This is a genomic window from Kineosporia sp. R_H_3, assembly GCF_002198675.1.
GTDB lineage: Bacteria > Actinomycetota > Actinomycetes > Actinomycetales > Kineosporiaceae > R-H-3.
In genome coordinates this window covers 66,411-89,596 of record NZ_MWLL01000152.1, presented here as the reverse complement: position 1 = coordinate 89,596, position 23,186 = coordinate 66,411, and the positions used below count along the sequence as shown (strand labels likewise).

Sequence of the window (23,186 nt, the reverse complement as noted above, 5' to 3'; positions counted from 1 at the left end):
CGGTGCCGTACCGGGCGTGACCCGGGTCTCGGAAACAGAATTCGTGAGTCGCACGTGAGGTGACGTGTCGTCGCGGCATTACCCACCTAATGCGCAGAATGCGACGGATCGCGTCGGCCGCTGCGTCCGGGGGCGTTGTGACGTGCGCCACGCGGGAGGGTGCGGGAGCCTCGCGCGGGTCCCGACAGGCCCGCCGCCGGCTTCCGCTGCAAGCGAACAGAGAACCGGCCAACGCCCCGGGCGGAACACGAAAGTCCTCGTCAGAGTTGGTCGAAGCACTGGGAGCGGTGACGACTTGCCTCGAAGACAGGGGGTGAGGTTGCCGGTACCCGCAGATAGCATCGACAGGTCAGCGCTGGACGACCGTCCGGCGCCGGACCGCACGCACGCGAGGAGCGCTGATGTTCGAGAGGTTCACCGACCGCGCCCGCCGTGTCGTCGTCCTGGCCCAGGAGGAGGCCAGGATGCTCAACCACAACTACATCGGGACAGAGCACATCCTGCTCGGCCTGATCCACGAGGGCGAAGGCGTCGCCGCCAAGGCTCTGGAGTCCCTCGGCATCTCGCTCGACGCCGTGCGCGAGCAGGTCCAGGAGATCATCGGGCAGGGCCAGCAGGCGCCGTCCGGCCACATCCCCTTCACGCCGCGCGCGAAGAAGGTGCTCGAGCTCTCGCTGCGCGAGGCGCTCCAGCTGGGGCACAACTACATCGGCACCGAGCACATCCTCCTCGGCCTCATCCGCGAGGGCGAGGGCGTCGCCGCCCAGGTGCTCGTCAAGCTCGGGGCCGACCTCAACCGCGTCCGGCAGCAGGTCATCCAGCTGCTGTCCGGGTACCAGGGCAAGGAGCCCGCCGCCGCGAGCGGCGCCCAGGAGGGCACGCCGTCCGGCTCCCTCGTGCTCGACCAGTTCGGTCGCAACCTCACGCAGCAGGCCCGCGAGGGCAAGCTCGACCCGGTCATCGGGCGTGAGAAGGAGATCGAGCGGGTCATGCAGGTGCTGTCCCGCCGCACCAAGAACAACCCCGTCCTCATCGGTGAGCCCGGCGTCGGCAAGACCGCCGTGGTCGAGGGCCTCGCGCAGGCGATCGTCCGCGGCGAGGTCCCCGAGACCCTCAAGGACAAGCAGCTCTACACGCTCGACCTCGGCGCGCTCGTCGCCGGTTCGCGCTACCGCGGTGACTTCGAGGAGCGCCTGAAGAAGGTCCTCAAGGAGATCCGCACCCGCGGCGACATCATCCTGTTCATCGACGAGATCCACACCCTCGTCGGGGCGGGTGCCGCCGAGGGCGCGATCGACGCCGCGAGCATCCTCAAGCCGATGCTGGCGCGCGGCGAGCTCCAGACGATCGGCGCGACGACCCTCGACGAGTACCGCAAGCACGTCGAGAAGGACCCTGCCCTGGAGCGGCGCTTCCAGCCGATCCAGGTCCAGGAGCCGTCGCTGTCGCACACGATCGAGATCCTCAAGGGCCTGCGCGACCGGTACGAGGCGCACCACCGGGTCTCCATCACCGACAGCGCCCTCGTCGCCGCGGCGACCCTTGCCGACCGGTACGTCAACGACCGGTTCCTGCCGGACAAGGCGATCGACCTCATCGACGAGGCGGGCGCGCGGCTGCGCATCCGCCGGATGACGGCCCCGCCGGACCTGCGCGAGTTCGACGAGAAGATCGCGCAGACCCGGCGCGACAAGGAGAGCGCGATCGACGCGCAGGACTTCGAGAAGGCTGCCGCCCTGCGCGACACCGAGAAGAAGCTCCTCGCGGCGAAGGCCGAGCGTGAGAAGCAGTGGAAGGCCGGCGACATGGACGTCGTCGCCGAGGTCGACGAGGAGCTCATCGCCGAGGTCCTCGCCACGGCGACGGGCATCCCGGTCTTCAAGCTCACCGAGGAGGAGTCGGCCCGGCTCCTGCGCATGGAGGACGAGCTCCACAAGCGCATCATCGGCCAGAACGACGCGATCAAGGCCCTGTCGCAGGCGATCCGGCGCACCCGGGCCGGCCTCAAGGACCCGAAGCGTCCCGGTGGCTCGTTCATCTTCGCCGGCCCCACGGGTGTCGGTAAGACCGAGCTCGCCAAGGCGCTCGCGGAGTTCCTCTTCGGTGACGAGGACTCGCTCATCCAGCTCGACATGAGCGAGTTCTCCGAGAAGCACACGGTCTCGCGGCTGTTCGGCTCGCCCCCCGGCTACGTCGGGTACGAGGAGGGCGGCCAGCTCACGGAGAAGGTGCGGCGTCGTCCGTTCTCGGTGGTCCTCTTCGACGAGGTCGAGAAGGCCCACCCGGACATCTTCAACTCGCTGCTCCAGATCCTCGAGGACGGCCGCCTGACCGACAGCCAGGGCCGGTCGATCGACTTCAAGAACACGGTCATCATCATGACCACGAACCTCGGGACCCGGGACATCGCCAAGGGTGTCCAGATGGGCTTCCAGGCCAGTGCGGACACGAAGACCGGGTACGAGCGGATGAAGGCGAAGGTGACGGACGAGCTCAAGACGCACTTCCGCCCCGAGTTCCTCAACCGTGTCGACGACACGATCGTCTTCCCGCAGCTGTCGCAGGACGAGATCATCCAGATCGTCGACCTGATGCTCGCCAAGCTCGACGAGCGCCTGCGCGACAAGGACATGGGCATCGAGCTCACGCCGTCCGCGAAGGTGCTCCTGGCGACGAAGGGCTACGACCCGGTCCTCGGGGCGCGCCCGCTGCGGCGGACGATCCAGCACGACATCGAGGACCTGCTCTCCGAGAAGATCCTCTACGGCGAGCTGAAGCCGGGTCAGATCGTCCTCGTCGACACCGAGGGGGAGGGCGACAAGGCCGTGTTCACCTTCAAGGGTGCGATGCGGACGACGGTGCCCGACGTCCCGCCGGTCGAGACGACCTCCTCGGCGCCCGCCGCCGAGGACGGCCCGCTCGGCGCGGCCGAGGCCGGCTGACACAGCACGACGCACGACGACGGGCCCCGATCCCTGCGGATCGGGGCCCGTCGCCTTTGCCGCTGCGGACCGGGGGCGGTCAGCGGCGGACCGTCAGCGCCACCCGCTCGTGGCCGCCGAGGGCGCCGTCCCGGACGAGGGCGACCCAGCCGCCGCGGTCGAGGACGGTCTCGATGAGCTCGTCGACGAGGTCGTCGATGACGTCGGGCGCCTCGGTGTCCTCGGCCGGGGTGACGAGGTCACCGTCCACGGAGAGCCGGGCCGGGAAGCGGTAGCCCTCCTCGACGGCGAGCATCTCCGGGCGCTCGGTGCGGGCGGCGAGCCAGGCCGAGGCGATCCCGGCGGCGACCCGGTGCGCACCGGCCCGCCGCTCGAGCAGGGCGAGGGCGTCGTCCTGGCGGGAGAGCAGGTAGCGCTCGAGGACGGGCCGGGTACGCGCGGCGAGGTCCTCCAGGGTCGAGTGCTCGACCGCTCCGTGGACGACGCCGGCGAGCCGCCCGGTGTGCCGGGACACGGCGGTGAACGCGGCGACGGTCCGTTCGGGCCCGGCGACGACGAGCGGGGCCGGGTGCAGCCGCAGGTGGGTGCCCAGGGCTCGGTCGACGATGCGCATCGACGTCGCGAGGTCGGGGGTCTCCAGCGTCCGCAGGTCGAGCGGGAAGTGCCGGCCGGGGACCGGGGCCAGCCGGCCGGCCTGGCCGTCGAAGAGGGCGGCCCGGTGCGCGCTCAGGCTGAGGACGACGTGGCGCGGGGTGCGGTGGAGCGCCCTGACGAGGTCCCGGGTCGCGAACGACGGGTCGACGACGGTGCGGTCCTCGACCTCGACGGGCAACCGGACGCTGCGGGCGAGGGCCTCGCTCGCGTACAGGGCGAGCCCCCGCTCGGTGGGCGCGGTGACCGCCTCCTGCACGAGCCGGTCCAGGGCGTCGACGACCGTCCGGCTCTCGAGCCCCTCGGTCCGCAGCCGGCCGAGGGCGTGCAGTCGCAGCCGCTCCAGGCGGGCCGCGTCGCCGGGGGTCATCCGTGGCGCCGGCTGCGTCGTCATCATGAGCGAGACGCACGGGTAGCCCCGGACGGCCTGGACGAGCGTGACGAGGCCGGTGGTCAGCGGGGACGGCGACCAGGCGGCTCCGGCAGCGGGCGGGACCAGGGTCAGCTCAGGCACGGCGGGGCTCCTTCGAGGTGGCGGGGGACGATCGGGCGGTGGCCGGGCCGGCCGGCGCCCCGCGACCCGACGGCACGACGCGAGGGAGCGTCGCGGCCTGCCGCACGGGGAGCGGCAGAGACGTGCCGATGAGGGCTGCTGCGGGGAGCCGGCCGGACCGGCCGGTCGCGCGGTACGGCTGCCTGCCACGGACCGCCGGGGTGCGCCGGGGCGCGGTGCGGCGGGCGGTCGGTGGCGCGTCGGGGGTACGCATGACAGCCTCCGGCGACAGGAGCCTGCCTCCCGCGGACCGGTCGGCCCGCGGGAGGGGCTCGGAACCGGAGGTCTCTCCCGGCCGCCTCGGGCGCGGCCCCGGGCCGCCGGACGCCGCGCCGTCCCGGCCTCGCCGGGGTGCTGCGGAATCGTGATGACGACGACCCGGTCTCGGGATACTCCCCTCCATCTATGCGTCTAGTTTCAGGAACTCAATTTCGTCTGTCAAGAGATCGAGAACGAGTGATCGATCGCAGGATCGGACCTGCGGGCGACGACCTGCCACATGCGTGCCGTGCGGACGTACGGCTCGCGATCGCAGAGGGCGAGCTCGAGGCGCTCCAGGTCGGCGTGGAACGCCGGGTCGTGCTTGCGGGCGTCCCGCCAGGCGTCGCGGTGCGCGCCGAAGTCGGTGCGCGGTGGGGCTGTGGGGCCGTCGTCCGCCGTCACCCGACCGGGACGACGCCGTCGGCCGTGAGGTCGACGACGCGGTACCAGCCGGCCGGGTCCGAGGCGGTCTGCTCGGCGAGGTCGGCGTAGACCTGCGCCACGACGTCCGGGGCGAAGGGGGTGCCCTCGGCGACCGTCCCGCGGATCGTCACGGTCGCGACGTGGATGCCGTCGGGGGCGAGGTCCTCGGCGAGGGCGAGGGAGAGGTTGCGTAGCGCGGCCTTCTGCACCCCGAGGGTGGCCGCCCCCGGGAAGGGCCGGTCGGCCGAGCCGCCGCCGGTCGCGAGGATCGTGCCGGTGCGCTGGGCACGCATCGTCGGCAGCACGGCCCGGGCGGCCGTGAGCAGCGGGGCGGTGCCGACGGCGAGGTCGGCGAGCAGGTCGGCGGCGCTCGTCTCGTCGCTGCGCTGCGCCCGGTAGCGCGACGGGTTCACGACGAGGACGTCGACCCGGCCCGAATGCCCGCAGAACCGCTCGATGGCGAGCGTCAGGCGGGCCTCGTCGGTGACGTCGCACGGCGTCCACCCGGTCGTGACGCCCGCCGCCTGGAGCGAGGTGCCGAGCTCGGTGAGCCGGGCCTCGTCGCGTGCGACGAGCGCGACGTCGTAGCCGAGGGAGCCGAAGCGGCGTGCCGTCGCGGCCCCGATGCCCGGGCCGGCGCCGACGATGACAGCGAGAGGGTTCGACACGGGGGCGACGCTACCGCCGTTCCGCGGCCGTGCGCGTCGCGTGCGCCTCGAGCCCGTCGAGGAGCAGCTGGAGCCCGAACTCGAAGGCGTCGAGCGCCTCGCGCTCGAGGTACGGCGTCGTGTCGTCGGGGGCCCGGTCGGGCTGCTCGTACACGCCCTCCGCGGCCAGGGCCGTGATCGTCGGGTACCGGGTCGGCCCCTGCTCGGCCATGATCTCGTCGAGCAGCGGGGCCCGCTCGCTCCACCACTCGTCGTCGGAGACCCCGGTCGTCGACTCCGCGGCGCGGCTGTCCGCGTAGGTCCGCGCCGCACCGCGGACGAACGCGTCCACCGCGGAGGCGGCCCGGCCCGCGTCGAGGGCGGACAGGCCGGACGCCGTGAGCACCCGGAGCAGCTCCTCGTACCGGTCGAGCTCGTTCGGCCCGAGGACGGCGCGGCCGCCGGCGACCTGCAGCGCCCACGGGTGCCGGCGGTAGAAGTCCCAGGCGTCACGGGTCGCGGCCTCGAGCGCGGGCCGCCACCCGGCGCCGAGGTCGTACCGGGTCGGCCGCTCGCCGAGCACCGTGTCGAGCATGAGGTCGACGAGCTCGGCCTTGCCCGGCACGTAGCTGTAGAGCGACATCGCGCTGCGCCCCAGTCGCTCCCCGACCTTGCGCATCGACAGTGCCGCCAGCCCCTCGGCGTCCGCGATCGTGACCGCCGCCGCGACGACGTCCGCCACCGTCAGCCCCGGCCGCGGCCCGCGGCCCGTGCTGCGCGCCCGGCCCCACAGCAGCGCCATCGTCTTCTCGACGTCTCCGCGGCCGGCGTACTCGGTCACCGGGCGCTCCGCGCCGTCGCCGGGGTCGCAGGCGGCACCGTGCGGGTCCGCCACGGCCCGGGGCAGCAGGGCATCTTGCAACTCCTTACGGCGTACGCTAATTTCGTCACCCGATCTCCTTACAGCGTACAGAGTGGGGTGCTCATGCGGGGCTCAGGGGTGGACGGGACGGCGATCGAGGCGAGCGGGCTGGTGAAACGCTACGCCGGGGCGGCGGCGCTGGACGGCGTCGACCTCGCCGTGCGGGCGGGCACGGTGTGCGCACTGCTGGGCCCGAACGGGGCCGGGAAGACGACGGCTGTGCGGGTCCTCACGACGCTGCTGCGCCCCGACGCGGGCACGGCGCGGGTCGCCGGGGCCGACGTCCTGCGCGAATCGCAGGAGGTGCGCCGACGGATCGGGGTCAGCGGTCAGGAGCCGGCGGTCGACGAGATCCTCGGCGGCCGGCAGAACCTCGTGATGTTCGCCCGGCTCCTCGGCTACCGACCGGCCGCGGCCGCCGAGCGCGCCGACGCGCTGCTCGACCGGTTCGGGCTCGCCGGGGCGGGCGCCAAGCAGGTCAAGCACTACTCCGGCGGGATGCGGCGCCGGCTCGACCTCGCGGTCACGCTGCTGCTCGCCCCGCAGGTGCTCTTCCTCGACGAACCGACGACAGGGCTCGACCCCCGCAACCGCAACGAGGTCTGGGCGGCCGTCCGGGGGCTCGTGGCCGGAGGGACGACGGTGCTGCTCACCACCCAGTACCTCGACGAGGCGGACCGGCTCGCCGACGAGGTCGTCGTCATGGACGAGGGCCGGGTCATCGCCGCCGGCACCCCGGCCGCGCTCAAGGCCCGCGTCGGCGGCGAGCGGCTCGAGGTCGTCGTCCGGGACGCCGCCGACCTCGCGGCGGCGACGGCGGCCCTCGCCGAGGTCTGCGACGGGCCGCCGGAGGTGGACGCCGACGCGGGGCGGGTCGGCGGGGACGTCGCCCGCCCGGTCGCCGCGCTGGGCCGGGTGCTGTCGACGCTCACGGCCGCCGGTGTCGAGCCGACGGACATCGGCCTGCGCCGGCCGACGCTGGACGACGTCTTCCTCCGGATCACCGGTCATCGCACCGGGCCACGGCCCGACCGGGCTGCCGAGGTCGCCGACGGCACCGAGGGCACCGACGGCGCCGAGGTGGCGGCGTGAGCGGCGCCACGCCGGTCGCGACCGGCCCGGCCCCGCTGCCGCAGGTGCTGCCGGCGGGCAGGCTGCGCCGGGCGGTCCGCGACGGGCTGCTCGTCGCCCGCCGGGACGTCAGCCACTGGGTCCGCGAACCGCAGATGATCCTCTGGGGGCTCGCCGTCCCGATCGTCACCGTCCTGCTCTTCGCCTACGTGTTCGGCAGCGGCATCCGGGTTCCCGGCGACGGCGACTACCGCGACTTCCTCATGCCGGGGATCTTCGTCCAGACGATGGCCTTCGGGATCGGGGAGACGCTCGCGGCGGTCCAGGCGGACTCGGCCAAGGGGGTCACCGACCGGTTCCGCACGATGCCCATCGCGCCGTCCGCGGTCGTCCTCGGGCGCTGCCTGGCCGCGATGCTCTACTCGACGGCGAGCCTGGGGCTCATGGTCGGCTGCGGGCTCGCGATCGGGTGGCGCTGGCGCGGCTCGGCGGTCGATGCGCTCGCCGCGCTCGGGCTGCTGCTCCTCCTGCGGTTCGCGCTCCTGTGGGTGGGGATCCTGCTCGGGCTCAGGGCGAGGAGCGCGGAGGCGGCCAACGCGGTCTTCGGGCTGCTCTACCCGGTGACGATGCTGTCGAACGCGTTCGTCGCCGCCGAGCTCATGCCGGGCTGGCTCGGCACGGTCGTCGAGTGGAACCCGTTGTCGAGCAGCATCACCGCGACCCGCATGCTCTTCGGCAACCCGGTCGGCACGGCGACGAGCTGGCCGGGCGAGAATGCCCTCGTGCTCTCCGTCGTCTGGCCGCTCGTCGTGACCGCGGTCTTCCTGCCCCTCGCCGTCCGCGCCTTCCGTGGGCTGAGCCGGTGACGGGCGACGTGACGGCCCACGAGAACCTCTACGGCGCCATCGAGGTCCGCGGGGCCCGCGAGAACAACCTGCGCGGCGTCGACGTCGACATCCCCAAGCGCCGGCTGACGGTCTTCACCGGCGTCTCCGGTTCGGGCAAGTCGTCGCTCGTCTTCGGTACCGTCGCCGCCGAGTCCCAGCGGCTCATCAACGAGACGTACTCGGCGTTCCTGCAGAACTTCATGCCGACCCTGGCCCGGCCCGACGTCGACGCGCTGCGCAACCTCAGTGCCGCCATCGTCATCGACCAGGAGCGGATGGGGGCCAACGCGCGCTCCACGCTCGGGACGGCGACCGACGCGTACTCGATGCTGCGGGTCGTCTTCAGCCGGATCGGGACGCCGCATGCGGGGCCGTCGAACGTGTTCTCCTTCAACGACCCCGCCGGGATGTGCCCGCAGTGCGAGGGGTCGGGCCGGGTGAGCACCCTCGACGTCGACGCGATGGTCGACCGCGACCGGTCGCTCAACGAGGGCGCGATCCTGCTGCCCGGCTACGCCGTCGACTCCTGGCAGTGGCGGATCTTCGCCGCCTCGGGCTTCTTCGACCTCGACGCGCCGCTGCGCGACTGGACCCCGGAGCAGTGGACCCGCTTCCTCGAGGGTCCGTCGACGAAGGTGTCGATCGCGGGGGTCAACCTCACCTACGAGGGCCTTCTCGACCGGTTCCGCCGGCAGGTGCTCAGCAAGGACGTCGACTCCCTCCAGCCGCACGTCCGCGCGGTCGTGGACCGGGTCGCGACGTTCGCCACCTGCAGCGCGTGCGGCGGTGCCCGGATCAACGAACGGGCCCGGGCGAGCCTCGTCCACGGCCGCAGCATCGCGGAGTGCGCGGCGATGCAGGTGAGCGACCTCGCGCAGTGGCTCGAGGTGCTCGACGAGCCGACGGTGGCGCCGATGGTCGACAACCTGCGGGGCACCCTCGCCGGGCTCGTCGAGATCGGGTTGGGCTACCTCAGCCTCGACCGCGAGTCGGGCACCCTGTCCGGCGGCGAGGCGCAGCGGGTCAAGATGGTCCGACACCTCGGGTCCGCGCTCACGGACATCACCTACGTCTTCGACGAGCCGACCGCGGGCCTGCACCCGCACGACGTCCAGCGGATGAACGAGCTGCTGCAACGCCTGCGGGACAAGGGAAACACCGTGCTCGTCGTCGAGCACAAGCCCGAGGTCATCGCGGTCGCCGACCACGTCGTCGACCTCGGGCCGGGAGCCGGCCGGGCCGGTGGCCAGGTCGTCTACGAGGGCGACGTCGCCGGGCTGCACACGTCGGGCACGGTCACCGGCAAGCATCTCGAGCGGCGGCAGCCGGTGAAGACGGACGTCCGGACCCCTACCGGCGCGCTGCGCATCGAGCACGCGACGCTGCACAACCTCCGCGACGTCACCGTCGACATCCCGCTCGGCGTGCTCGTCGCCGTCACCGGGGTCGCGGGCTCCGGCAAGAGCTCGCTGATCCACGGCTGCCTGCCCCGCGTCGACGGGCTCGAGATCGTCGACCAGGGGGCGATCCGTGGCTCGCGGCGCTCCAACCCGGCGACCTACACCGGGCTGCTCGAGCCGGTGCGGAAGGCCTTCGCGAAGGCCAACGGCGTACGGCCGGCGCTCTTCAGCGCGAACTCCGAGGGCGCCTGCCCGGAGTGCAAGGGCCTCGGGATGATCTACACCGACCTCGCGTTCGTCGCCGGGGTGGCGAGCGTCTGCGAGGTCTGCGAGGGCCGACGCTTCACCGCCGAGGTGCTCGGCTACCGGTTGCGGGGCCGCACCATCGACGACGTGTTCGGCATGTCGGTCACCGAGGCGCGGGACTTCTTCGTCGAGAAGGCCGTCCGGGTCGTCCTCGACTCGCTCGACGACGTCGGGCTCGGCTACGTCACCCTCGGCCAGCCCCTGACGTCGCTGTCCGGCGGGGAGCGCCAGCGGCTCAAGCTGGCGATCCACCTCGCGGGCACCGCGACGCGCGTCGTCGTGCTCGACGAGCCGACCACCGGGCTGCACATGGCCGACGTCGACGGCCTCGTCGGGCTGCTCGACCAGATGGTCGACCGGGGCCGGTCGGTCATCGTCATCGAGCACAACCTCGACGTCGTCGCGCGCGCCGACTGGGTCGTCGACCTCGGCCCGGGCGCGGGCCACGACGGCGGCCTCGTCGTCTTCGAGGGCCCGCCCGCGGACCTCGCGGCGGCCGCCGACCGCTCGCTGACGGGGCTGCACCTGGCCCGGCGGTGACCCTCGCCACCTGCCCGTGACGGCGCCGGATGTGGTCCACTTGGTCCGCAGACAACGTTGCCATGCAGGGAGGGTCGATGGCCTACGTGCCCGTGGAGCAGCGCCGGGCGCAGCTCGTCGCGGCCGCCCTGCGCGTGCTCTCGCGCGAGGGCGTGGTCGGTGCGACGACCCGCCGGATCGCCGACGAGGCCGGGGTGCAGGTCGGCACCGTGCACTACTGCTTCACCGACAAGGAGGAGCTCTTCGCGGCCGTCATGGACCACCTCACCGACGAGCTCCTCGGCGCCGGCGGCGGGGCGCCCCTGCCGGACGGCGACCTCGTGGCGATGCTCCGCGGCGGCCTCGACGTGCTCTGGCCGGTCGTCGGCGCCGACCGCGGCAAGCAGGCCGTCGGCTACGAGCTCACTCTCACGGCGATGCGCACGCCGCGCCTCGAGGGCCGCGCCAGGCAGCAGTACGCCGCCTGCCTGGCGGCCGTCGAGAGCTTCCTGCGCCGGGTCGCGGCCGGTGCCGGGCTGCCCCTGCCGGACGGCGAGCCGGCCCGGCTGGCCCGCTGGGTCGTCGCGACCGTCGACGGCGCCGTGCTCCAGCTCGTCGTCACCGGGGACGAGGCGGCCGCGTACGAGGTGCTCGACGGCCTCGTCGTCGCGGTCGCGACCCGGATCCGGGAGAGCGCCGGAGCCACCGCGGCGCCCGCGGCCCGTCCGGCCCGTCGCCGTGTCCCCAAGCCGGCCGTCCCGCCGGAGTCGTGATGGACGCCGACCTCGTCGTCACCCCCGCCGTCCGGATCCCCGCCGACGAGCTGCGCTGGCGGTTCTCCCGCTCGTCCGGCCCGGGCGGGCAGGGCGTGAACACGACCGACTCACGCGTCGAGCTCGGCTGGGACGCCCCGGCGTCCGTCGCGCTCCACGGGCTCGGTGAGGGGGTCCGGGAGCGGGCGCTCGAGCGGCTCGCCGCACGGTCCGTGGACGGCGTCGTGACGATCGCGGCGTCCCAGTTCCGCTCGCAGCTGCGCAACCGGGAGGCGGCCCGCGCCCGGCTCGCCGCGCTCGTGCGGGAGGCGGTCGCGCCGCCGCCCGCGGCCCGCCGCAGGACCCGACCGACCCGCGGCTCCCAGCTGCGCCGGCTCGAGGGCAAGAAGCGCCGCTCCCAGGTCAAACGCCTGCGCCGGGGCGAGGAGTAGGCCGGACGGCGGACGTACCGCGGCTGGCCGACCCCGCTCCCGCGGATGCGGGCCCGCGCTGGCTAGCCTTGCGCCGTGGAACCCGGCGACTTCGTGGCAGCACTGCGTGGCGCCGCTCCCTACGTGCACTCCCACCACGGCCGCACCGTCGTCGTCGCGTTCCCCGGCGAGACCTGCGCCCGGCCGGACTTCGAGCGGCTGCTCTCCGACATCGCCCTGCTGTCGAGCCTCGGGCTCAAGGTGGCGATCGTCCACGGGGCCCGGCCGCAGATCGACGCCGAGCTCGCGCTGCGCGGCCTCGAGCCGCAGTACGTCGGCGACCTGCGGGTCACCGACGAGGCCGCGATGGTGGCCGTCAAGGCCGCGGTCGGCGCGCTGCGGATGGACATCGAGGCGAAGCTCTCGTCGAACCTCGCCGGCACCCCCATGGGGGGTGCGCAGGTCAAGGTCGTCGGCGGCACCTGGGTCACCGCGCGGCCGGTGGGCGTCCGGGACGGCGTCGACCACCTGCTGACCGGCGCCGTCCGGCGGATCGACCTGGACGCCGTCCAGGAGGCCCTGTCCGCGGAGCGGATCGCCCTGCTGTCGCCGGTCGGCTACTCCCCGACGGGCGAGGCCTTCAACCTGCGCAACGCCGACGTCGCCGAGGCGCTCGCCGGCGGGCTGCACGCCGACAAGCTCGTGTTCGTCCTGGAGTCCGACCCCGCGACGTGGGACCTCGCGCGGTCCGCCGGTGACGCCGGGCACCTGCTCCTGTCCGACGCCGAGCGCTTCCTCGCGAGCGACGAGGTGCTCGGGCAGCTCTCCGCCGAGGACCGCAACTGCGTCCGCGCGGCGCTCGCGGCCTGCCGGTCCGGGGTGCGCCGGGTGCACCTCGTCGGGGCGGGCTCCGACGGGTCGCTGCTGCGCGAGCTCTACACCCGGGACGGCGCCGGGCTGATGTTCTACGCCGACGAGGACTACGAGTCGACCCGGGACGCGACGATCGCCGACGTCGCGGGCATCCTCGCCCTGCTGCGGCCGCTCGAGCAGGCCGGGATCGTCGTCCCGCGCTCGCGCGAGCAGCTCGAGCTCGACGTCGACGGGTTCTCGGTCATGGTGCGGGACGGCATGGTCATCGCCTGCAGCGCGCTCGTGCCCTACGACGAGGACGGCGCCGCCGAGTTCGCGGCGGTCGCCGTCCACCCGAGCTACCGCGGCCGGGACCGGGCCGAGGCGCTGCTCAAGCGCGCCGAGGTGACGGCGCGGCAGCGCGGCCTGACCCGGCTGTTCGCGCTGACGACGCACACACCGCACTGGTTCGTCGAGCACGGGTTCGTCCGGGGCGGCCCGCAGGACCTGCCGGCCGCCAAGCGGGCCGGCTACAACGAGCGCCGCAACTCGCTCGTGCTCGTCAAGTCGCTCTGACGGCCGGGAACGCCGGAGCCCCGGCAGCCGATGGCTGCCGGGGCCCGAGACGTGGGGTGGTGCGGGTGGTGCGGTCAGACGCCTGCGGACGACATCGCGTAGCGCTCCTCGAGCTGCCACTCGACCTGGCGCTTGAGGCCGTCGAACGGCTCGACCGAGGGGTTGTAGCCGAGGAGCTCGCGCGCCTTGTCGACGACGGCGCTCGTGGAGCGCTGGTCGCCCGGGCGCTTGGGGGCCCAGGTGATCTCGGGCGTCACGCCCGCGTGCTCGCCGATGATCGAGAGCGCCTCGAGCAGCGTGATGAGCTTGCCGCCGCCGATGTTGAAGATCTCGCCGGCCGGGCCCAGTGCGAGCGCCGCGCTGATCGCCGACACGGCGTCGTCGATGTACGTGTTCGACCGGCTCTGCAGCCCGTCGCCGTGGACGACGACCGGCCGGCCGCTCGTCACGGCGTCCGTGAAGATGTTGTAGGCCATGTCCGGCCGCTGCCGCGGGCCGTAGACGGAGAACAGCCGCAGCACCGTGACCGGCAGGTCGTGGGTGCGGTGGAAGGCCAGCGCGAGCTGCTCGGCGGCGAGCTTGGTGACGCCGTAGGGCGAGACCGGCAGCACCGGCACCGACTCGTCGCCCGTCGCGTCGAGGCCGTAGACCGAGGAGGTCGAGATCTGCACGAAGCGGCCGACGCCCGCGCGGTGCGCGGCGTCGAGCAGACGCTGGGTGCCCAGGAGGTTGCAGTCCTGGTACAGCTGGAACTGGCTCCAGCTCTTGGCCAGGCCCGGCATGGCGGCCGCGTGGACGATGCCCTCGACCCCGTCGAGGACGGCGTCCAGGTCGCCGTCGCGCAGGTCGACCTCGGCGAGCGTGAACCGGGGCGCCGCCTCGAGCCAGTGCGAGAGGTTGCGCTCCTTGAGCGAACGGTCGTAGTAGGGGACGAAGGAGTCCAGCCCCACGACCTCGTGCCCGTCGCGGACGAGCGACTCACTGAGGTGGGAGCCGACGAACCCGGCGGCCCCGGTGACACAGACCTTCAATGAACTGCCTCTCCCTGTCGAACGCCCCCGATGCTCAGAAAGGTAGACGGACGATGAACGAGGGATCGCCGGAACAGGTGAAAATCAGGTGTTCGTGCCCGCGAACGTGATGGAGGCCACGTGAAATCGCTTGCGTGCGTAGAGTGATCGGTTACCCCGGGAGCGTGAGGCTGCCGTCGTCGAGGACGTCGACGAGACCGTCCGCGACGAGGCTGCCGAGGCACCGGTCGCGCTGCAGCGGGTCGCGCAGGACGTCGTCCGGCACCTGCGCCACGAGGTCGTCGAGCGGCACCGGGCCGGACGCCGCGCGCAGCACCGCGAGGACGAGGCCGCGGACGAACCGGTCGGTCCCGGCGTAGGACTGGCCGCGCCGCGGCGGCCCGTCGTGGGCCGGCGCCCCGGCCGCCTGCCAGGCGCAGAGGTCGAGCACCGGGCACTCGCCGCAGCGCGGGGACCGGGCGGTGCAGACGAGCGCGCCGAGCTCCATGCTCGCGACGGCCCACGTCGCGGCGGTCGCGGCGTCGTCCGGCACGAGGGCCGCGGCGAGCGTGCTCTCGGCGGCGGTGAGCGCCGGGGCCGGGTACTCGGTGCCCGTCACGGTGCGCGCGAGCACGCGGCGGACGTTCGTGTCGACGACGCACGTGCGCCGGCCGAACGCGAACGCCGCGACCGCTGCGGCGGTGTAGCTGCCGACGCCGGGCAGCGCCCGCAGGTCGGCCTCGTCGGCCGGCACCTGCCCGCCGTGCCGTTCCACGAGCGCGGCGGCCGCCTCGTGCAGCCGCAGCGCGCGGCGCGGGTAGCCGAGCCGGTCCCACATCCGGATCGCCTCGCCGGGGGCGTCCGCGGCCAGCGCCGCCGGGGTCGGCCAGCGCTTCATCCACGCCTCCCAGGCGGGCAGGACGCGGGCGATCGGGGTCTGCTGGGCCATCACCTCGCTCACGAGGACGCCCCACGGCGTCCGGTCGTCGCGACGCCAGGGCAGGTCGCGCTGGTGGACGGCGTACCAGGCCAGGACCGGTGCGTGGAGGGGGTGCGCGGGCATCGGCGGCATCGTCGCACGGTGCCCCGCGACGCCGCGTGCCGGGCCTGACGCGTCAGCCGGAGAACGGGTCGACGTACGGGACGCCGAGGTCGGCCACGTCCTTCACGTTGCGGGTCGCCAGCGTCAGCCCGTGCACCAGCGCGGTGGCGGCGAGCAGGCCGTCGATGACCGGGACCGGCCGCCGTGCACCCAGCCTGCCCCACTCGTCCGCGACGGCCGCGGTCACGGGCAGGGTCCGGTCGGCGTAGTCGACGAGGATGCCGTCGATCCGTGCGTCGAGCAGCTGGGCCCTGGCGGGGTCGCGAGGAGCGAGACGTTCGACTCCCCTTCGTAGCTCGCCGAGCACGAGGACGCTGAGGAACGACGGGGTCCGCGTCCGTCGCCACCACTCGACGACCCGGGGGTCCGGCTCCCGCCGGAAGAGCTCGGACACGACGTTCGTGTCGAGCAGGAAGCCGCTCACCGCGTTCACTCCTCGTCGAAGATGCTCGACCCGTCGTCGGGCAGGACGCCCACGCGGCGCTCCTCGACGATCTCGTCGAGGATGTCGGCGAGGTCGTCGCTCTTCGGGCCGTGGAGCAACCAGTCCTTGAAGTCGACGGTCACCCCGGTGAGCCGGTGGTAGTACGCGGCGTCGATGACGAACGCGACCTCTTCGCCGTGCCGAGTGACGGCCTGCGGGCCCTCCTCGTGCGCCTTCCGGAGCAGCTCGCTGAACCGCTGCTTGGCCTCCTGGACCTGCCACGTCATGGCGTCACCTCCGTCTGGACAGTCTAGACAGAGCGGGGTGGGACGACAAGATCGCAGATGGTGCGGGCAGGGTCAGACGTAGCGTTCGAGGATGCTCGACTCGGCGAGTCGGGACAGGCCCTCGCGGACGGCGCGGGCACGCTGCTCGCCGACGCCCTCGACGGTCATGAGGTCGTCGAGGTTCGCCGCGAGGAGCTTCTGCAGGTCGCCGAAGTGGTCGACGAGCCGCTCCATGATCGTCGGGGGCAGTCGCGGGACCTTGTTGAGCAGCCGGTAGCCCTTGGGGCTCACGGCGGCGTCGAGCGCCTCGCCGCCGGTCGAGAAGCCGAGGACCCGCGCGACGAGCGCGAGGTCCACGAGCTCGGTCGACGGGATCTGCGCGACGTCGTCGAGGAGCTCCCAGACGGTGCGCTCGCTGCGGGCGGCGTCGATGTAGTCCCGGATGACGAGCTCGCGGTCGGGGCTCACGCCGCCGATGAGCTCGTCGAGCTGGAGGGAGAGCAGCCGGCCGTCGGTGCCGAGCTCGACGACGTAGTGCGCGATCTCGGTGGAGATCCGGCGGACCATCTCGAGCCGCTGGACGACGATCGAGACGTCGCGGACCGTCACGAGGTCCTCGATCTCGAGCGCCGAGAGCGTGCCGGTCACCTCGTCGAGGCGCGCCTTGTAGCGCTCGAGCGTCGCGAGGGCCTGGTTCGCCTTGGCGAGGATCGCGTCGGAGCCCTCGAGCACGTACCGCAGCCCGCCGACGTAGAGCGCGACGATCCGCATCGACTGGCTGACGGAGATCACCGGGAAGCCGGTCTGCTTGGCGACCCGCTCCGCGGTGCGGTGCCGGGTGCCGGACTCGCTCGTCTCGATGGACGAGTCGGGGACGAGCTGGACGGCGGCCCGCAGCAGCCGGGTCAGCGCGGTGTCGGTGACGATCGCGCCGTCCATCTTCGCGAGCTCGCGCAGGCGCGTCGCGGAGAACTCGACGTCCAGGACGAAGCCGCCCGTGCAGACGTCCTCCACCGTGCGGTCGTGCCCGAGGACGATGAGCGCGCCGGTACGGCCGCGCAGGATGCGCTCGAGCCCGTCCCGCAGCTCGGTACCCGGGGCCACGGCGGCCAGGGTGGCGCGCAGCAGCTCCTCGGGGGAGCGATCTGGTGCCACGACGAGGTACCCCCACGGCGATCGGCGTCAGGCGCGCGACGGTGCCGCGACCTCCGGTCAGGGGGAAGTGTATCGGCGCGAAGGCCCCGATGCGGTCATAGGCGGGCGTGCCGTGACGAGACCCTCACCCCGTCCGACCTGCGACGACGCCCTCCGGGGCCGCTCCGCGAGGTGTCTCGCCAGCCTGCATGTGCACCTGCACGGGAACCGGCTCCCGGGGCCGGTCAGCCCCGCCCCGCCGTCGCCTTGAGGTAGGCCGAACCGACGTCCTCGACCTCGAGGACGACCATCCCGTCGGGCGCGGCGTCGTCGGTGCCGGCCGGCACGATCGCCTTGTCGAAGCCGAGCCGGGCCGCCTCCGCGAGCCGCCGGCCGACCCCGGCCACCCGGCGCACCTCGCCCGCGAGGCCCACCTCGCCGATCGCGACGAGCCCCGGGACGAGCGGCGCGTCGTAGCTGCTGCTCGCCACGGCCAGGCAGACGGCGAGGTCGGCCGACGGTTCGGTGAGCCGCACGCCGCCGACGGTCGCGACGTAGACGTCCTTGCCGGAGACCCCGAGCCCCGCCCGCTTGTCGAGGACGGCGAGCGCCATCGCGACGCGGGAGGAGTCCAGCCCGGACGTCGCGCGCCGCGGGTTCGGCGTCGTCGACGCCGCGACGAGGGCCTGCACCTCGGCGACGAGCGGACGGCGCCCCTCGAGCGCGACGGTGACCGCCGTCCCCGCGACCGCCGTGCCGCGCCGGGAGATGAACAGCCCGCTCGGGTCGGGCAGCCCGACGATGCCGGTGTCGGACAGGTCGAAGCAGCCGACCTCGTCGGTCGGCCCGTAGCGGTTCTTCACCGCGCGCAGCAGGCGCAGCCGGGAGTGCCGGTCGCCCTCGAACTGGCAGACCACGTCGACGAGGTGCTCGAGCACGCGCGGGCCGGCGATCGAGCCGTCCTTCGTCACGTGGCCGACGAGCAGGGTGGCCATCCCGCGGGCCTTGGCGACCCGGATCAGGGAGGCCGCGACCTCGCGGACCTGGCCGACGTTGCCCGGCGTGCCGTCGACGGCGTCGCTCGCGATGGTCTGCACCGAGTCGACGACGAGCAGGTCCGGCGAGCACTGCTCGACGTGGCCGAGCACGGTCGACAGGTCGGTCTCGGCGGCGAGCAGCAGCCGCGGGCGCAGCGCCCCGATCCGCTCGGCCCGCAGTCGCACCTGGGCGGCCGACTCCTCGCCGGTGATGTAGAGGACGGTGCGCCCGTGCGAGGCGGCCCGTGAGGCGACGTCGAGCAGGAGCGTCGACTTGCCGGTGCCGGGCTCGCCCGCGAGCAGGACGACGGCGCCGCTCACGATGCCGCCGCCGAGCACCCGGTCGAGCTCGTCGACGCCGCTGGCCCACGTCGCCGCGTGCGACGCCTCGACCTCGCCGATGGGTTGGGCCGGGACGGCCGCGTTCCGCGCCTGGGTGACCCCGGCGGTGCCGCCGCCACCGGCCTCCTCGAGGGTGCCCCACGCCTGGCACTCGCCGCAGCGCCCGACCCAGCGGGTCGACGTCCAGCCGCACTCGGCGCACCGGAACGTCGGCCGGGCGTCCCGCGCGGTCTTCGCCGCCGCCTTGCCCGCCTGCCTGCTCCCCGCCGCGCCGCGCCCCGGGCCCGCTGCTGTCGTCACGTCCGCGAACCTAGACCAGGGCGCCGACAACCGGCCGCCCGTGCCCCTCAGCGGGTCGTGACCGGGCCCATCCGGACGACCTCGAACGCACTGCCGGGCACGTTCTTCAGGGCACCCAGCTGCTCGTCGTCCCAGCGCCGGTCGGGCGCCCCGGACAGGTACCAGTCGCTGCCGTTGTCCGCGACGATCATCCCGTAGCGCTGCAGCGCCACGAGGACGACGCGGGCCTGCGGCGGGTACTTCGAGACGTCGAACGAGGCCTTGAGCCGCACCCGCATCCCCATCGGCGGCAGCGCGGTGCTCGGGTCGCTGCTGGCCCAGTGCCGGGCCGGGGCGACGTAGCCCTTGCGGGTGCGGCTGACGGTGAACCGCAGCGCGTGGTCGATGCGCCCGGCCCGGACCTCGTCGTAGCGGACCAGGCCGGGCAGGATCGGCAGCCCCGCGGCGTCCGCGCTCGTCCAGCCGGCGGGGCGGGAGGCACCGGTGCGCAGGTCGAAGACGGCGCCCGAGCCGGCCCGCCAGGACCGCCCGCCGTCGACGGGGTAGGCCGCGTACAGCTCGTAGAGCAACCGGCGGTCGCGGTCGACGACGATGACGTGCCGGTCGCCGTCCGCACCGGCGCCGCCCTCGACCGGGGCGTTGCGCGGCACCGGGTACGGGCCGCGGTCGCTCTCGTCGGCGTACTCGAAGCGCACCGGCACCTTCGCCTGCGTCCCGGCGACGACGACGTACGGGATGCCGAACGGCCCGCCGTCCCAGTCCGCGCCGAAGTCGGGGTGCAGCCGGTCGCCGGTCCCGATCGAGGCGATGAGCGTCGCGGACCGCGGGTCGACGGGGGCACGGTCGACCCGGGTGTTCCAGGCGTTCGACGCCGGGAAGAGGCGCAGGCCCGCCAGGCTCGCGCCGGGGCCGAGGCCGCCCAGGGCGCGGGCGGGGGCGCGGGTCGCGCGGCCCGCGCCGACGGTCACGGTGCCGGTCCGCGGGGTGGCGGTCCCGGCGGACGACGACACGGACGACGACGCGGACTGGGACGGCGGGCCGTTCGGCATCCCGTACGTCGTCGTCGCCGGGACGCAGGCGAAGGTGCCNGTCGCGGGCCCGGACGGCGCGGGCGCGGTGAACGCCTCGGTCGTTCCGCACGCCGCGAGCGCGAGGCAGGCGGCCGTGGCCACGACGGCGCCGGCGGCGGCGCGGGCGGCCCGGGGGAGCGTCACGGGCGTCACTGTGCCACCGACGTCCGGTGACCGGCCAGGGGCGGTCCGGGCGTACCGGCCCCGCGGCGGGCTCACCGAGCGTGAGCCCGCCGCCCGGTCCTTCGAGCCGGCCGGTCGGCCGTGAAGCCGGTGCTCAGCCCCGCGAGAGCATCGTCGTGGCGAAGATGATCCCGCCCGAGACGGTCGCGAAGGCCGGGACGAGACCGAGGATGAGCAGCCCCGCCTCGCCCTTGCGGCGCCAGAGGAACGCCATCGAGAACAGCACGATCGCGGAGCCGACGACGCTGATCGCGAACGCCGTCCAGATGTCGCTCGGGTCGGCGCCCCGGCTGCCCGGGGGGACGATGAGCGCCGGGACGGCGAGGGCGACGACGAGGCCGAGGGCCCAGACGGTGACGGCACCGATCGTCGTCGCGTCGGCCTTCGGCCAGCGGATGGGGGCCTGGGCCCGGTTCCCCGGGTCGCGCTGCGTGGCGGGCCCGGTGCCCTTGGACGTGGATGTGGTGGACATGACCTCCACGATCCTCCACGTCGGCCCTGCGCGCGACCCTGCCGCGCGGTCGGTCCGGCGGACCTGCGCCCGGGCCGCGGCTCAGTACGTCCGGTGCAGCAGGTTCACCGCGTAGTCGACGCCCGTCCCGGGGTGCTCGGCGAGGATCCGGTCGGCGTGCTCGGGGGCGAACTCGATCCGGACGACGGCCTCGAAGTCGGCCCGGGTGGCGTGCTCCCAGCGGATGTCGAGGCTGCGGCGCGTCCAGCCCTGGAAGGCCCAGAACCGTTCCACCGCACCGGGGTCGTACGTCGGCAGCGCCCGGCGGAACCAGCCGCCGAACGTCGAGCGGGTCGCATCGTTGTCGATGACGAACGCGGTGCCGCCGCGGCGCACGACGCGCCCGAGCTCGCGCAGCCCCGGCTCGCAGCCGGGGCCGAAGAAGTACGCCCAGCGGGCGTGGACGACGTCCACGCTGCGGTCGGGCAGCGGCACCCGCTGCGCCGACCCGGCCCTGACCTCCACGTGGGGCAGAGCCCGGGTGCGCCGGCGGGCCAGCGCGACGAGCGGCGGGTGCGGCTCGACGCCGACGACCTGCCGCGCGGTCGCCGCGAACCGGGGCAGGTGGAACCCGCTGCCGCAGCCGAGGTCGAGCACGGCACCACCGGCCCAGTCGTGCACCTCGCGCATCGCGGCCTCGATGACGCCGTCCGGGTCGACTCCGCGGTTCTCGATCTCGTAGACCTCGGGGTGGTCCCAGATGTTCGGGCTCTTCACGGCGTCGGTCATGGCGTTCTGCTCGTCCGCCCCGTCAGTCCGTGCGGACGTCCTTGGAGCCGGCGCGCCGCTTCGCGGACGACGCGCGGGCCGCCTCGGTCGCCGGGTGGACGCTGAGCGGGAGCAGCCGGCGGGAGCCGAGGACCTGCTCGCAGTGCCGGGCGAGCACCTCGTACGCGGGCAGCCCGATGAGCTCGACGAGCTCGTTGCGCAGGCTCTTGTAGACCGGCTCGCGCCCGACGTGGGCCTCGGCGTTGCCGGTGCAGTACCAGTCGAGGTCGTGGCCGCCGGGGCCCCAGCCGCGCCGGTCGTACTCGGCGATGCTCACCTCGTTGTACTCCGAGCCGTCCGGCCGCTCGACGGTGCGGTACGAGCGCCGGATCGGCAGCTGCCAGCAGACGTCGGGCTTGGTCTCGAGCGGGTCGCGGCCCTCGGTGAGGGCGAGCAGGTGCAGCGCGCAGCCGCCGCCGTCCGCGTAGCCGCCGGGGTTGAAGCCGCGCCGGTTGAGGAAGACGCAGGCGCCGTCGACGACCTTCGTCTTGCGGGCGCCGTCCGGGTCCTTCTCGGTCCAGTGCGAGCGCTTGGGGGACGACGCGTCCCAGCCCTTCGGCATGAGCTGCCACTGCTCGGGGGTGAGCCGTCGCGCGTGCTCCTCCACCCGCTTCTCGTCGTCCCGGTCGGCGAAGTGCGCGCCGAGCGTGCAGCAGCCGTCCTCGGGCCGCTCGGTGTAGATGCCGTGGCAGCCCTGGCCGAAGATGCACGTCCACGAGGAGGTGAGCCAGGTCAGGTCGGCCCGGTAGACCGTCTTCGCGGGCTTCTCCTCGGACTGCCCCGCCGGGCCCTCCGGGTCCGGGAACTCGACCCACTGACGGGCGCTGTCGAGCGGGATCTCGTGCGGGGTCAACGGCATCCGCACAGCGTAGGGGACGGCCCCCGGCCCCGGCGGCGTCAGGGCAGGAGGAAGTAGTCCTCGGTCGAGACGGGCGCGAAACCGAGCGAGGTGTAGAGCCCGAGCGCCCGCTCGTTGGCGACCTCGACCTCGAGGTGCACCAGGGCGGCGCCGTCGGCGAGTGCCTGCCGGCAGGTGCGGCGCAGGACGTCCCGGCCGATCCCCTGCCCTTGCAGGTCGGGGCGGACGGCGAACCCGTAGACGCCCGCGACGTCGTCCGTGCGGGTCAGCCGCAGGCAGCCGACGACGGTGCCGTCGCGCTCGGCGACGACGGTCTCGGCGCGCAGCCGGCGGGCCCGCTCGCTGTCGTCGGCGACGCTGAAGTCCGGGCCGTGCGCACCGAACGCGCCGCGCAGCAGCGCGTCGACCGCGGCGCCGTCGGCGGCGTCGGAGCGCATGGGGCGCAACGAGATCCGCGGGTCCTGCGGCCCGTCGGCGGGCGGGCCGGTGAGCTGTAGGGCGTGCTCGCTGTGGTCGAGGACGGCGCCCCGCGCCCGCGCGAACGCGGCGCCGGCGGGCGTCGTCCGCGGGGTGACGAGCAGGACCCGGTCGATCCCGCGCGCCGCGCACAGCGGCAGCGCCGCGTCGACGAGGGCGGTGCCGATCCCGCGCCGGCGCGCGGCCGGCGCGACCATGCCGCCGAGCTCGCCGAACGGCCCGCCGAACGCGTAGACGCCGAGGAAGCCCACGAGCCGGTCGCCGTCCCACCAGAGCAGGTCCTCGACGTCCTCCCCGGAGCGGCTGCGCAACGTGCCCCACTCGAGCTTGAGCCGGCCGCCGTCGGCGGCGACCACCTCCCGCTCGAGGGCGGCGACGGCGTCGAGGTGGTCGGGGGACAGGCCGCGCACGGGCTCCAGCACGCCGGCCACTGAAGCATCCTCCCCGGGAGGGCCGTCAACCGGTTTCGCGGCGGCGGATACCGTGGCG

21 protein-coding genes are annotated in these 23,186 nt (G+C 74.1%); 7 read left to right on the top strand and 14 right to left on the bottom strand.

What is annotated here, in order from left to right:
• The first annotated feature begins 401 nt into the window (after positions 1-401).
• A complete protein-coding gene (locus ECOMGDLI_RS15750; RefSeq protein ID WP_088286476.1) occupies positions 402-2,942 on the top strand; it encodes an ATP-dependent Clp protease ATP-binding subunit in 2,541 nt (846 codons plus the stop codon).
• 79 nt (positions 2,943-3,021) lie between these two features.
• Here the strand turns inward: ECOMGDLI_RS15750 and ECOMGDLI_RS15745 are convergent, their stop codons facing one another.
• From ECOMGDLI_RS15745 to ECOMGDLI_RS15725, 4 genes are all read right to left on the bottom strand, one after another.
• On the bottom strand, positions 3,022-4,107 hold the full coding sequence (locus ECOMGDLI_RS15745) for a hypothetical protein (protein ID WP_088317751.1): 1,086 nt from the start codon (positions 4,105-4,107) through the stop codon (positions 3,022-3,024).
• A gap of 477 nt (positions 4,108-4,584) precedes the next feature.
• Positions 4,585-4,809 (bottom strand): hypothetical protein, encoded by a 225-nt coding sequence (locus ECOMGDLI_RS15735; RefSeq protein WP_088317749.1) that lies wholly within the window; start codon positions 4,807-4,809, stop codon positions 4,585-4,587.
• Entirely contained in the window at positions 4,806-5,498 is a 693-nt protein-coding gene (locus ECOMGDLI_RS15730; protein ID WP_088317748.1) for an SDR family oxidoreductase, read from the bottom strand. Before ECOMGDLI_RS15730 ends, ECOMGDLI_RS15735 begins: the two co-directional genes overlap by 4 nt.
• Positions 5,499-5,508: 10 nt before the next feature.
• Positions 5,509-6,318 (bottom strand): TetR/AcrR family transcriptional regulator C-terminal domain-containing protein, encoded by an 810-nt coding sequence (locus ECOMGDLI_RS15725; RefSeq protein ID WP_088317785.1) that lies wholly within the window; start codon positions 6,316-6,318, stop codon positions 5,509-5,511.
• A gap of 144 nt (positions 6,319-6,462) precedes the next feature.
• Here ECOMGDLI_RS15725 and ECOMGDLI_RS15720 point away from each other — a divergent pair, with 144 nt between their 5' ends.
• From ECOMGDLI_RS15720 to argA, 6 genes are all read left to right on the top strand, one after another.
• Positions 6,463-7,491 (top strand): ATP-binding cassette domain-containing protein, encoded by a 1,029-nt coding sequence (locus ECOMGDLI_RS15720; protein ID WP_088317783.1) that lies wholly within the window; start codon positions 6,463-6,465, stop codon positions 7,489-7,491.
• The gene (locus ECOMGDLI_RS15715) at positions 7,488-8,336 is read left to right on the top strand and encodes an ABC transporter permease (protein ID WP_088317747.1); all 849 of its coding nucleotides are present in this window, start codon (positions 7,488-7,490) and stop codon (positions 8,334-8,336) included. Before ECOMGDLI_RS15720 ends, ECOMGDLI_RS15715 begins: the two co-directional genes overlap by 4 nt.
• A gap of 8 nt (positions 8,337-8,344) precedes the next feature.
• The gene (locus tag ECOMGDLI_RS15710) at positions 8,345-10,603 is read left to right on the top strand and encodes an excinuclease ABC subunit UvrA (protein ID WP_088317781.1); all 2,259 of its coding nucleotides are present in this window, start codon (positions 8,345-8,347) and stop codon (positions 10,601-10,603) included.
• Positions 10,604-10,680: 77 nt separating this feature from the next.
• Positions 10,681-11,355: a TetR/AcrR family transcriptional regulator gene (locus ECOMGDLI_RS15705; RefSeq protein WP_158221020.1), complete on the top strand. Its 675-nt coding sequence runs from the start codon at positions 10,681-10,683 to the stop codon at positions 11,353-11,355.
• Complete coding sequence (gene arfB, locus ECOMGDLI_RS15700) at positions 11,355-11,786, top strand: alternative ribosome rescue aminoacyl-tRNA hydrolase ArfB (RefSeq protein ID WP_088317745.1); 432 nt, start codon at positions 11,355-11,357, stop codon at positions 11,784-11,786. Before ECOMGDLI_RS15705 ends, arfB begins: the two co-directional genes overlap by 1 nt.
• 75 nt (positions 11,787-11,861) lie before the next feature.
• Complete coding sequence (gene argA / locus ECOMGDLI_RS15695) at positions 11,862-13,193, top strand: amino-acid N-acetyltransferase (protein WP_088317744.1); 1,332 nt, start codon at positions 11,862-11,864, stop codon at positions 13,191-13,193.
• A 74-nt stretch (positions 13,194-13,267) separates the two neighbouring features.
• On the opposite strand, the gene ECOMGDLI_RS15690 is transcribed toward argA, so the two are convergent.
• The 10 genes from ECOMGDLI_RS15690 to ECOMGDLI_RS15635 form a co-directional block, all read right to left on the bottom strand.
• A complete protein-coding gene (locus ECOMGDLI_RS15690; protein WP_088317743.1) occupies positions 13,268-14,224 on the bottom strand; it encodes an NAD-dependent epimerase/dehydratase family protein in 957 nt (318 codons plus the stop codon).
• Between the two features lie 151 nt (positions 14,225-14,375).
• On the bottom strand, positions 14,376-15,266 hold the full coding sequence (locus tag ECOMGDLI_RS15685) for an adenine glycosylase (RefSeq protein WP_088317742.1): 891 nt from the start codon (positions 15,264-15,266) through the stop codon (positions 14,376-14,378).
• 52 nt (positions 15,267-15,318) lie between these two features.
• Positions 15,319-15,729 carry a type II toxin-antitoxin system VapC family toxin gene (locus ECOMGDLI_RS15680; protein WP_088317780.1) on the bottom strand — a complete coding sequence of 137 codons (411 nt, stop codon included), beginning with the start codon at positions 15,727-15,729 and terminating at the stop codon, positions 15,319-15,321.
• Positions 15,730-15,734: 5 nt separating this feature from the next.
• A complete protein-coding gene (locus ECOMGDLI_RS15675; RefSeq protein WP_088317741.1) occupies positions 15,735-16,016 on the bottom strand; it encodes a type II toxin-antitoxin system Phd/YefM family antitoxin in 282 nt (93 codons plus the stop codon).
• Between the two features lie 72 nt (positions 16,017-16,088).
• Positions 16,089-17,171: a DNA integrity scanning diadenylate cyclase DisA gene (gene disA, locus ECOMGDLI_RS15670; RefSeq protein WP_088317740.1), complete on the bottom strand. Its 1,083-nt coding sequence runs from the start codon at positions 17,169-17,171 to the stop codon at positions 16,089-16,091.
• A gap of 224 nt (positions 17,172-17,395) precedes the next feature.
• Positions 17,396-18,829: a DNA repair protein RadA gene (gene radA / locus ECOMGDLI_RS15665; RefSeq protein WP_088317739.1), complete on the bottom strand. Its 1,434-nt coding sequence runs from the start codon at positions 18,827-18,829 to the stop codon at positions 17,396-17,398.
• Positions 18,830-20,176: 1,347 nt separating this feature from the next.
• A complete protein-coding gene (locus ECOMGDLI_RS15650; protein WP_143447733.1) occupies positions 20,177-20,554 on the bottom strand; it encodes a hypothetical protein in 378 nt (125 codons plus the stop codon).
• A gap of 81 nt (positions 20,555-20,635) precedes the next feature.
• Positions 20,636-21,322, bottom strand: coding sequence for a class I SAM-dependent methyltransferase (locus ECOMGDLI_RS15645; RefSeq protein WP_088317736.1), 687 nt, complete (start codon positions 21,320-21,322; stop codon positions 20,636-20,638).
• A gap of 22 nt (positions 21,323-21,344) precedes the next feature.
• Positions 21,345-22,220, bottom strand: a complete 876-nt coding sequence (locus ECOMGDLI_RS15640) for a hypothetical protein (protein ID WP_088317779.1) — start codon at positions 22,218-22,220, stop codon at positions 21,345-21,347.
• A gap of 38 nt (positions 22,221-22,258) precedes the next feature.
• Positions 22,259-23,128 carry a GNAT family N-acetyltransferase gene (locus tag ECOMGDLI_RS15635; protein ID WP_233153476.1) on the bottom strand — a complete coding sequence of 290 codons (870 nt, stop codon included), beginning with the start codon at positions 23,126-23,128 and terminating at the stop codon, positions 22,259-22,261.
• Positions 23,129-23,186: the final 58 nt, after the last annotated feature.

What these genes read in the sequence shown, in the direction of transcription:
- ECOMGDLI_RS15750 (WP_088286476.1), top strand. Translation starts at nt 402, where the DNA reads ATGTTCGAGAGGTTCACCGACCGCGCCCGCCGTGTCGTCGTCCTGGCC.
- ECOMGDLI_RS15720 (WP_088317783.1), top strand. Translation starts at nt 6,463, where the DNA reads ATGCGGGGCTCAGGGGTGGACGGGACGGCGATCGAGGCGAGCGGGCTG.
- ECOMGDLI_RS15705 (WP_158221020.1), top strand. Translation starts at nt 10,681, where the DNA reads ATGGCCTACGTGCCCGTGGAGCAGCGCCGGGCGCAGCTCGTCGCGGCC.
- arfB (WP_088317745.1), top strand. Translation starts at nt 11,355, where the DNA reads ATGGACGCCGACCTCGTCGTCACCCCCGCCGTCCGGATCCCCGCCGAC.
- ECOMGDLI_RS15685 (WP_088317742.1), bottom strand. Translation starts at nt 15,266, where the DNA reads ATGCCCGCGCACCCCCTCCACGCACCGGTCCTGGCCTGGTACGCCGTC.
- ECOMGDLI_RS15675 (WP_088317741.1), bottom strand. Translation starts at nt 16,016, where the DNA reads ATGACGTGGCAGGTCCAGGAGGCCAAGCAGCGGTTCAGCGAGCTGCTC.
- ECOMGDLI_RS15650 (WP_143447733.1), bottom strand. Translation starts at nt 20,554, where the DNA reads ATGTCCACCACATCCACGTCCAAGGGCACCGGGCCCGCCACGCAGCGC.
- ECOMGDLI_RS15645 (WP_088317736.1), bottom strand. Translation starts at nt 21,322, where the DNA reads ATGACCGACGCCGTGAAGAGCCCGAACATCTGGGACCACCCCGAGGTC.
- ECOMGDLI_RS15640 (WP_088317779.1), bottom strand. Translation starts at nt 22,220, where the DNA reads ATGCCGTTGACCCCGCACGAGATCCCGCTCGACAGCGCCCGTCAGTGG.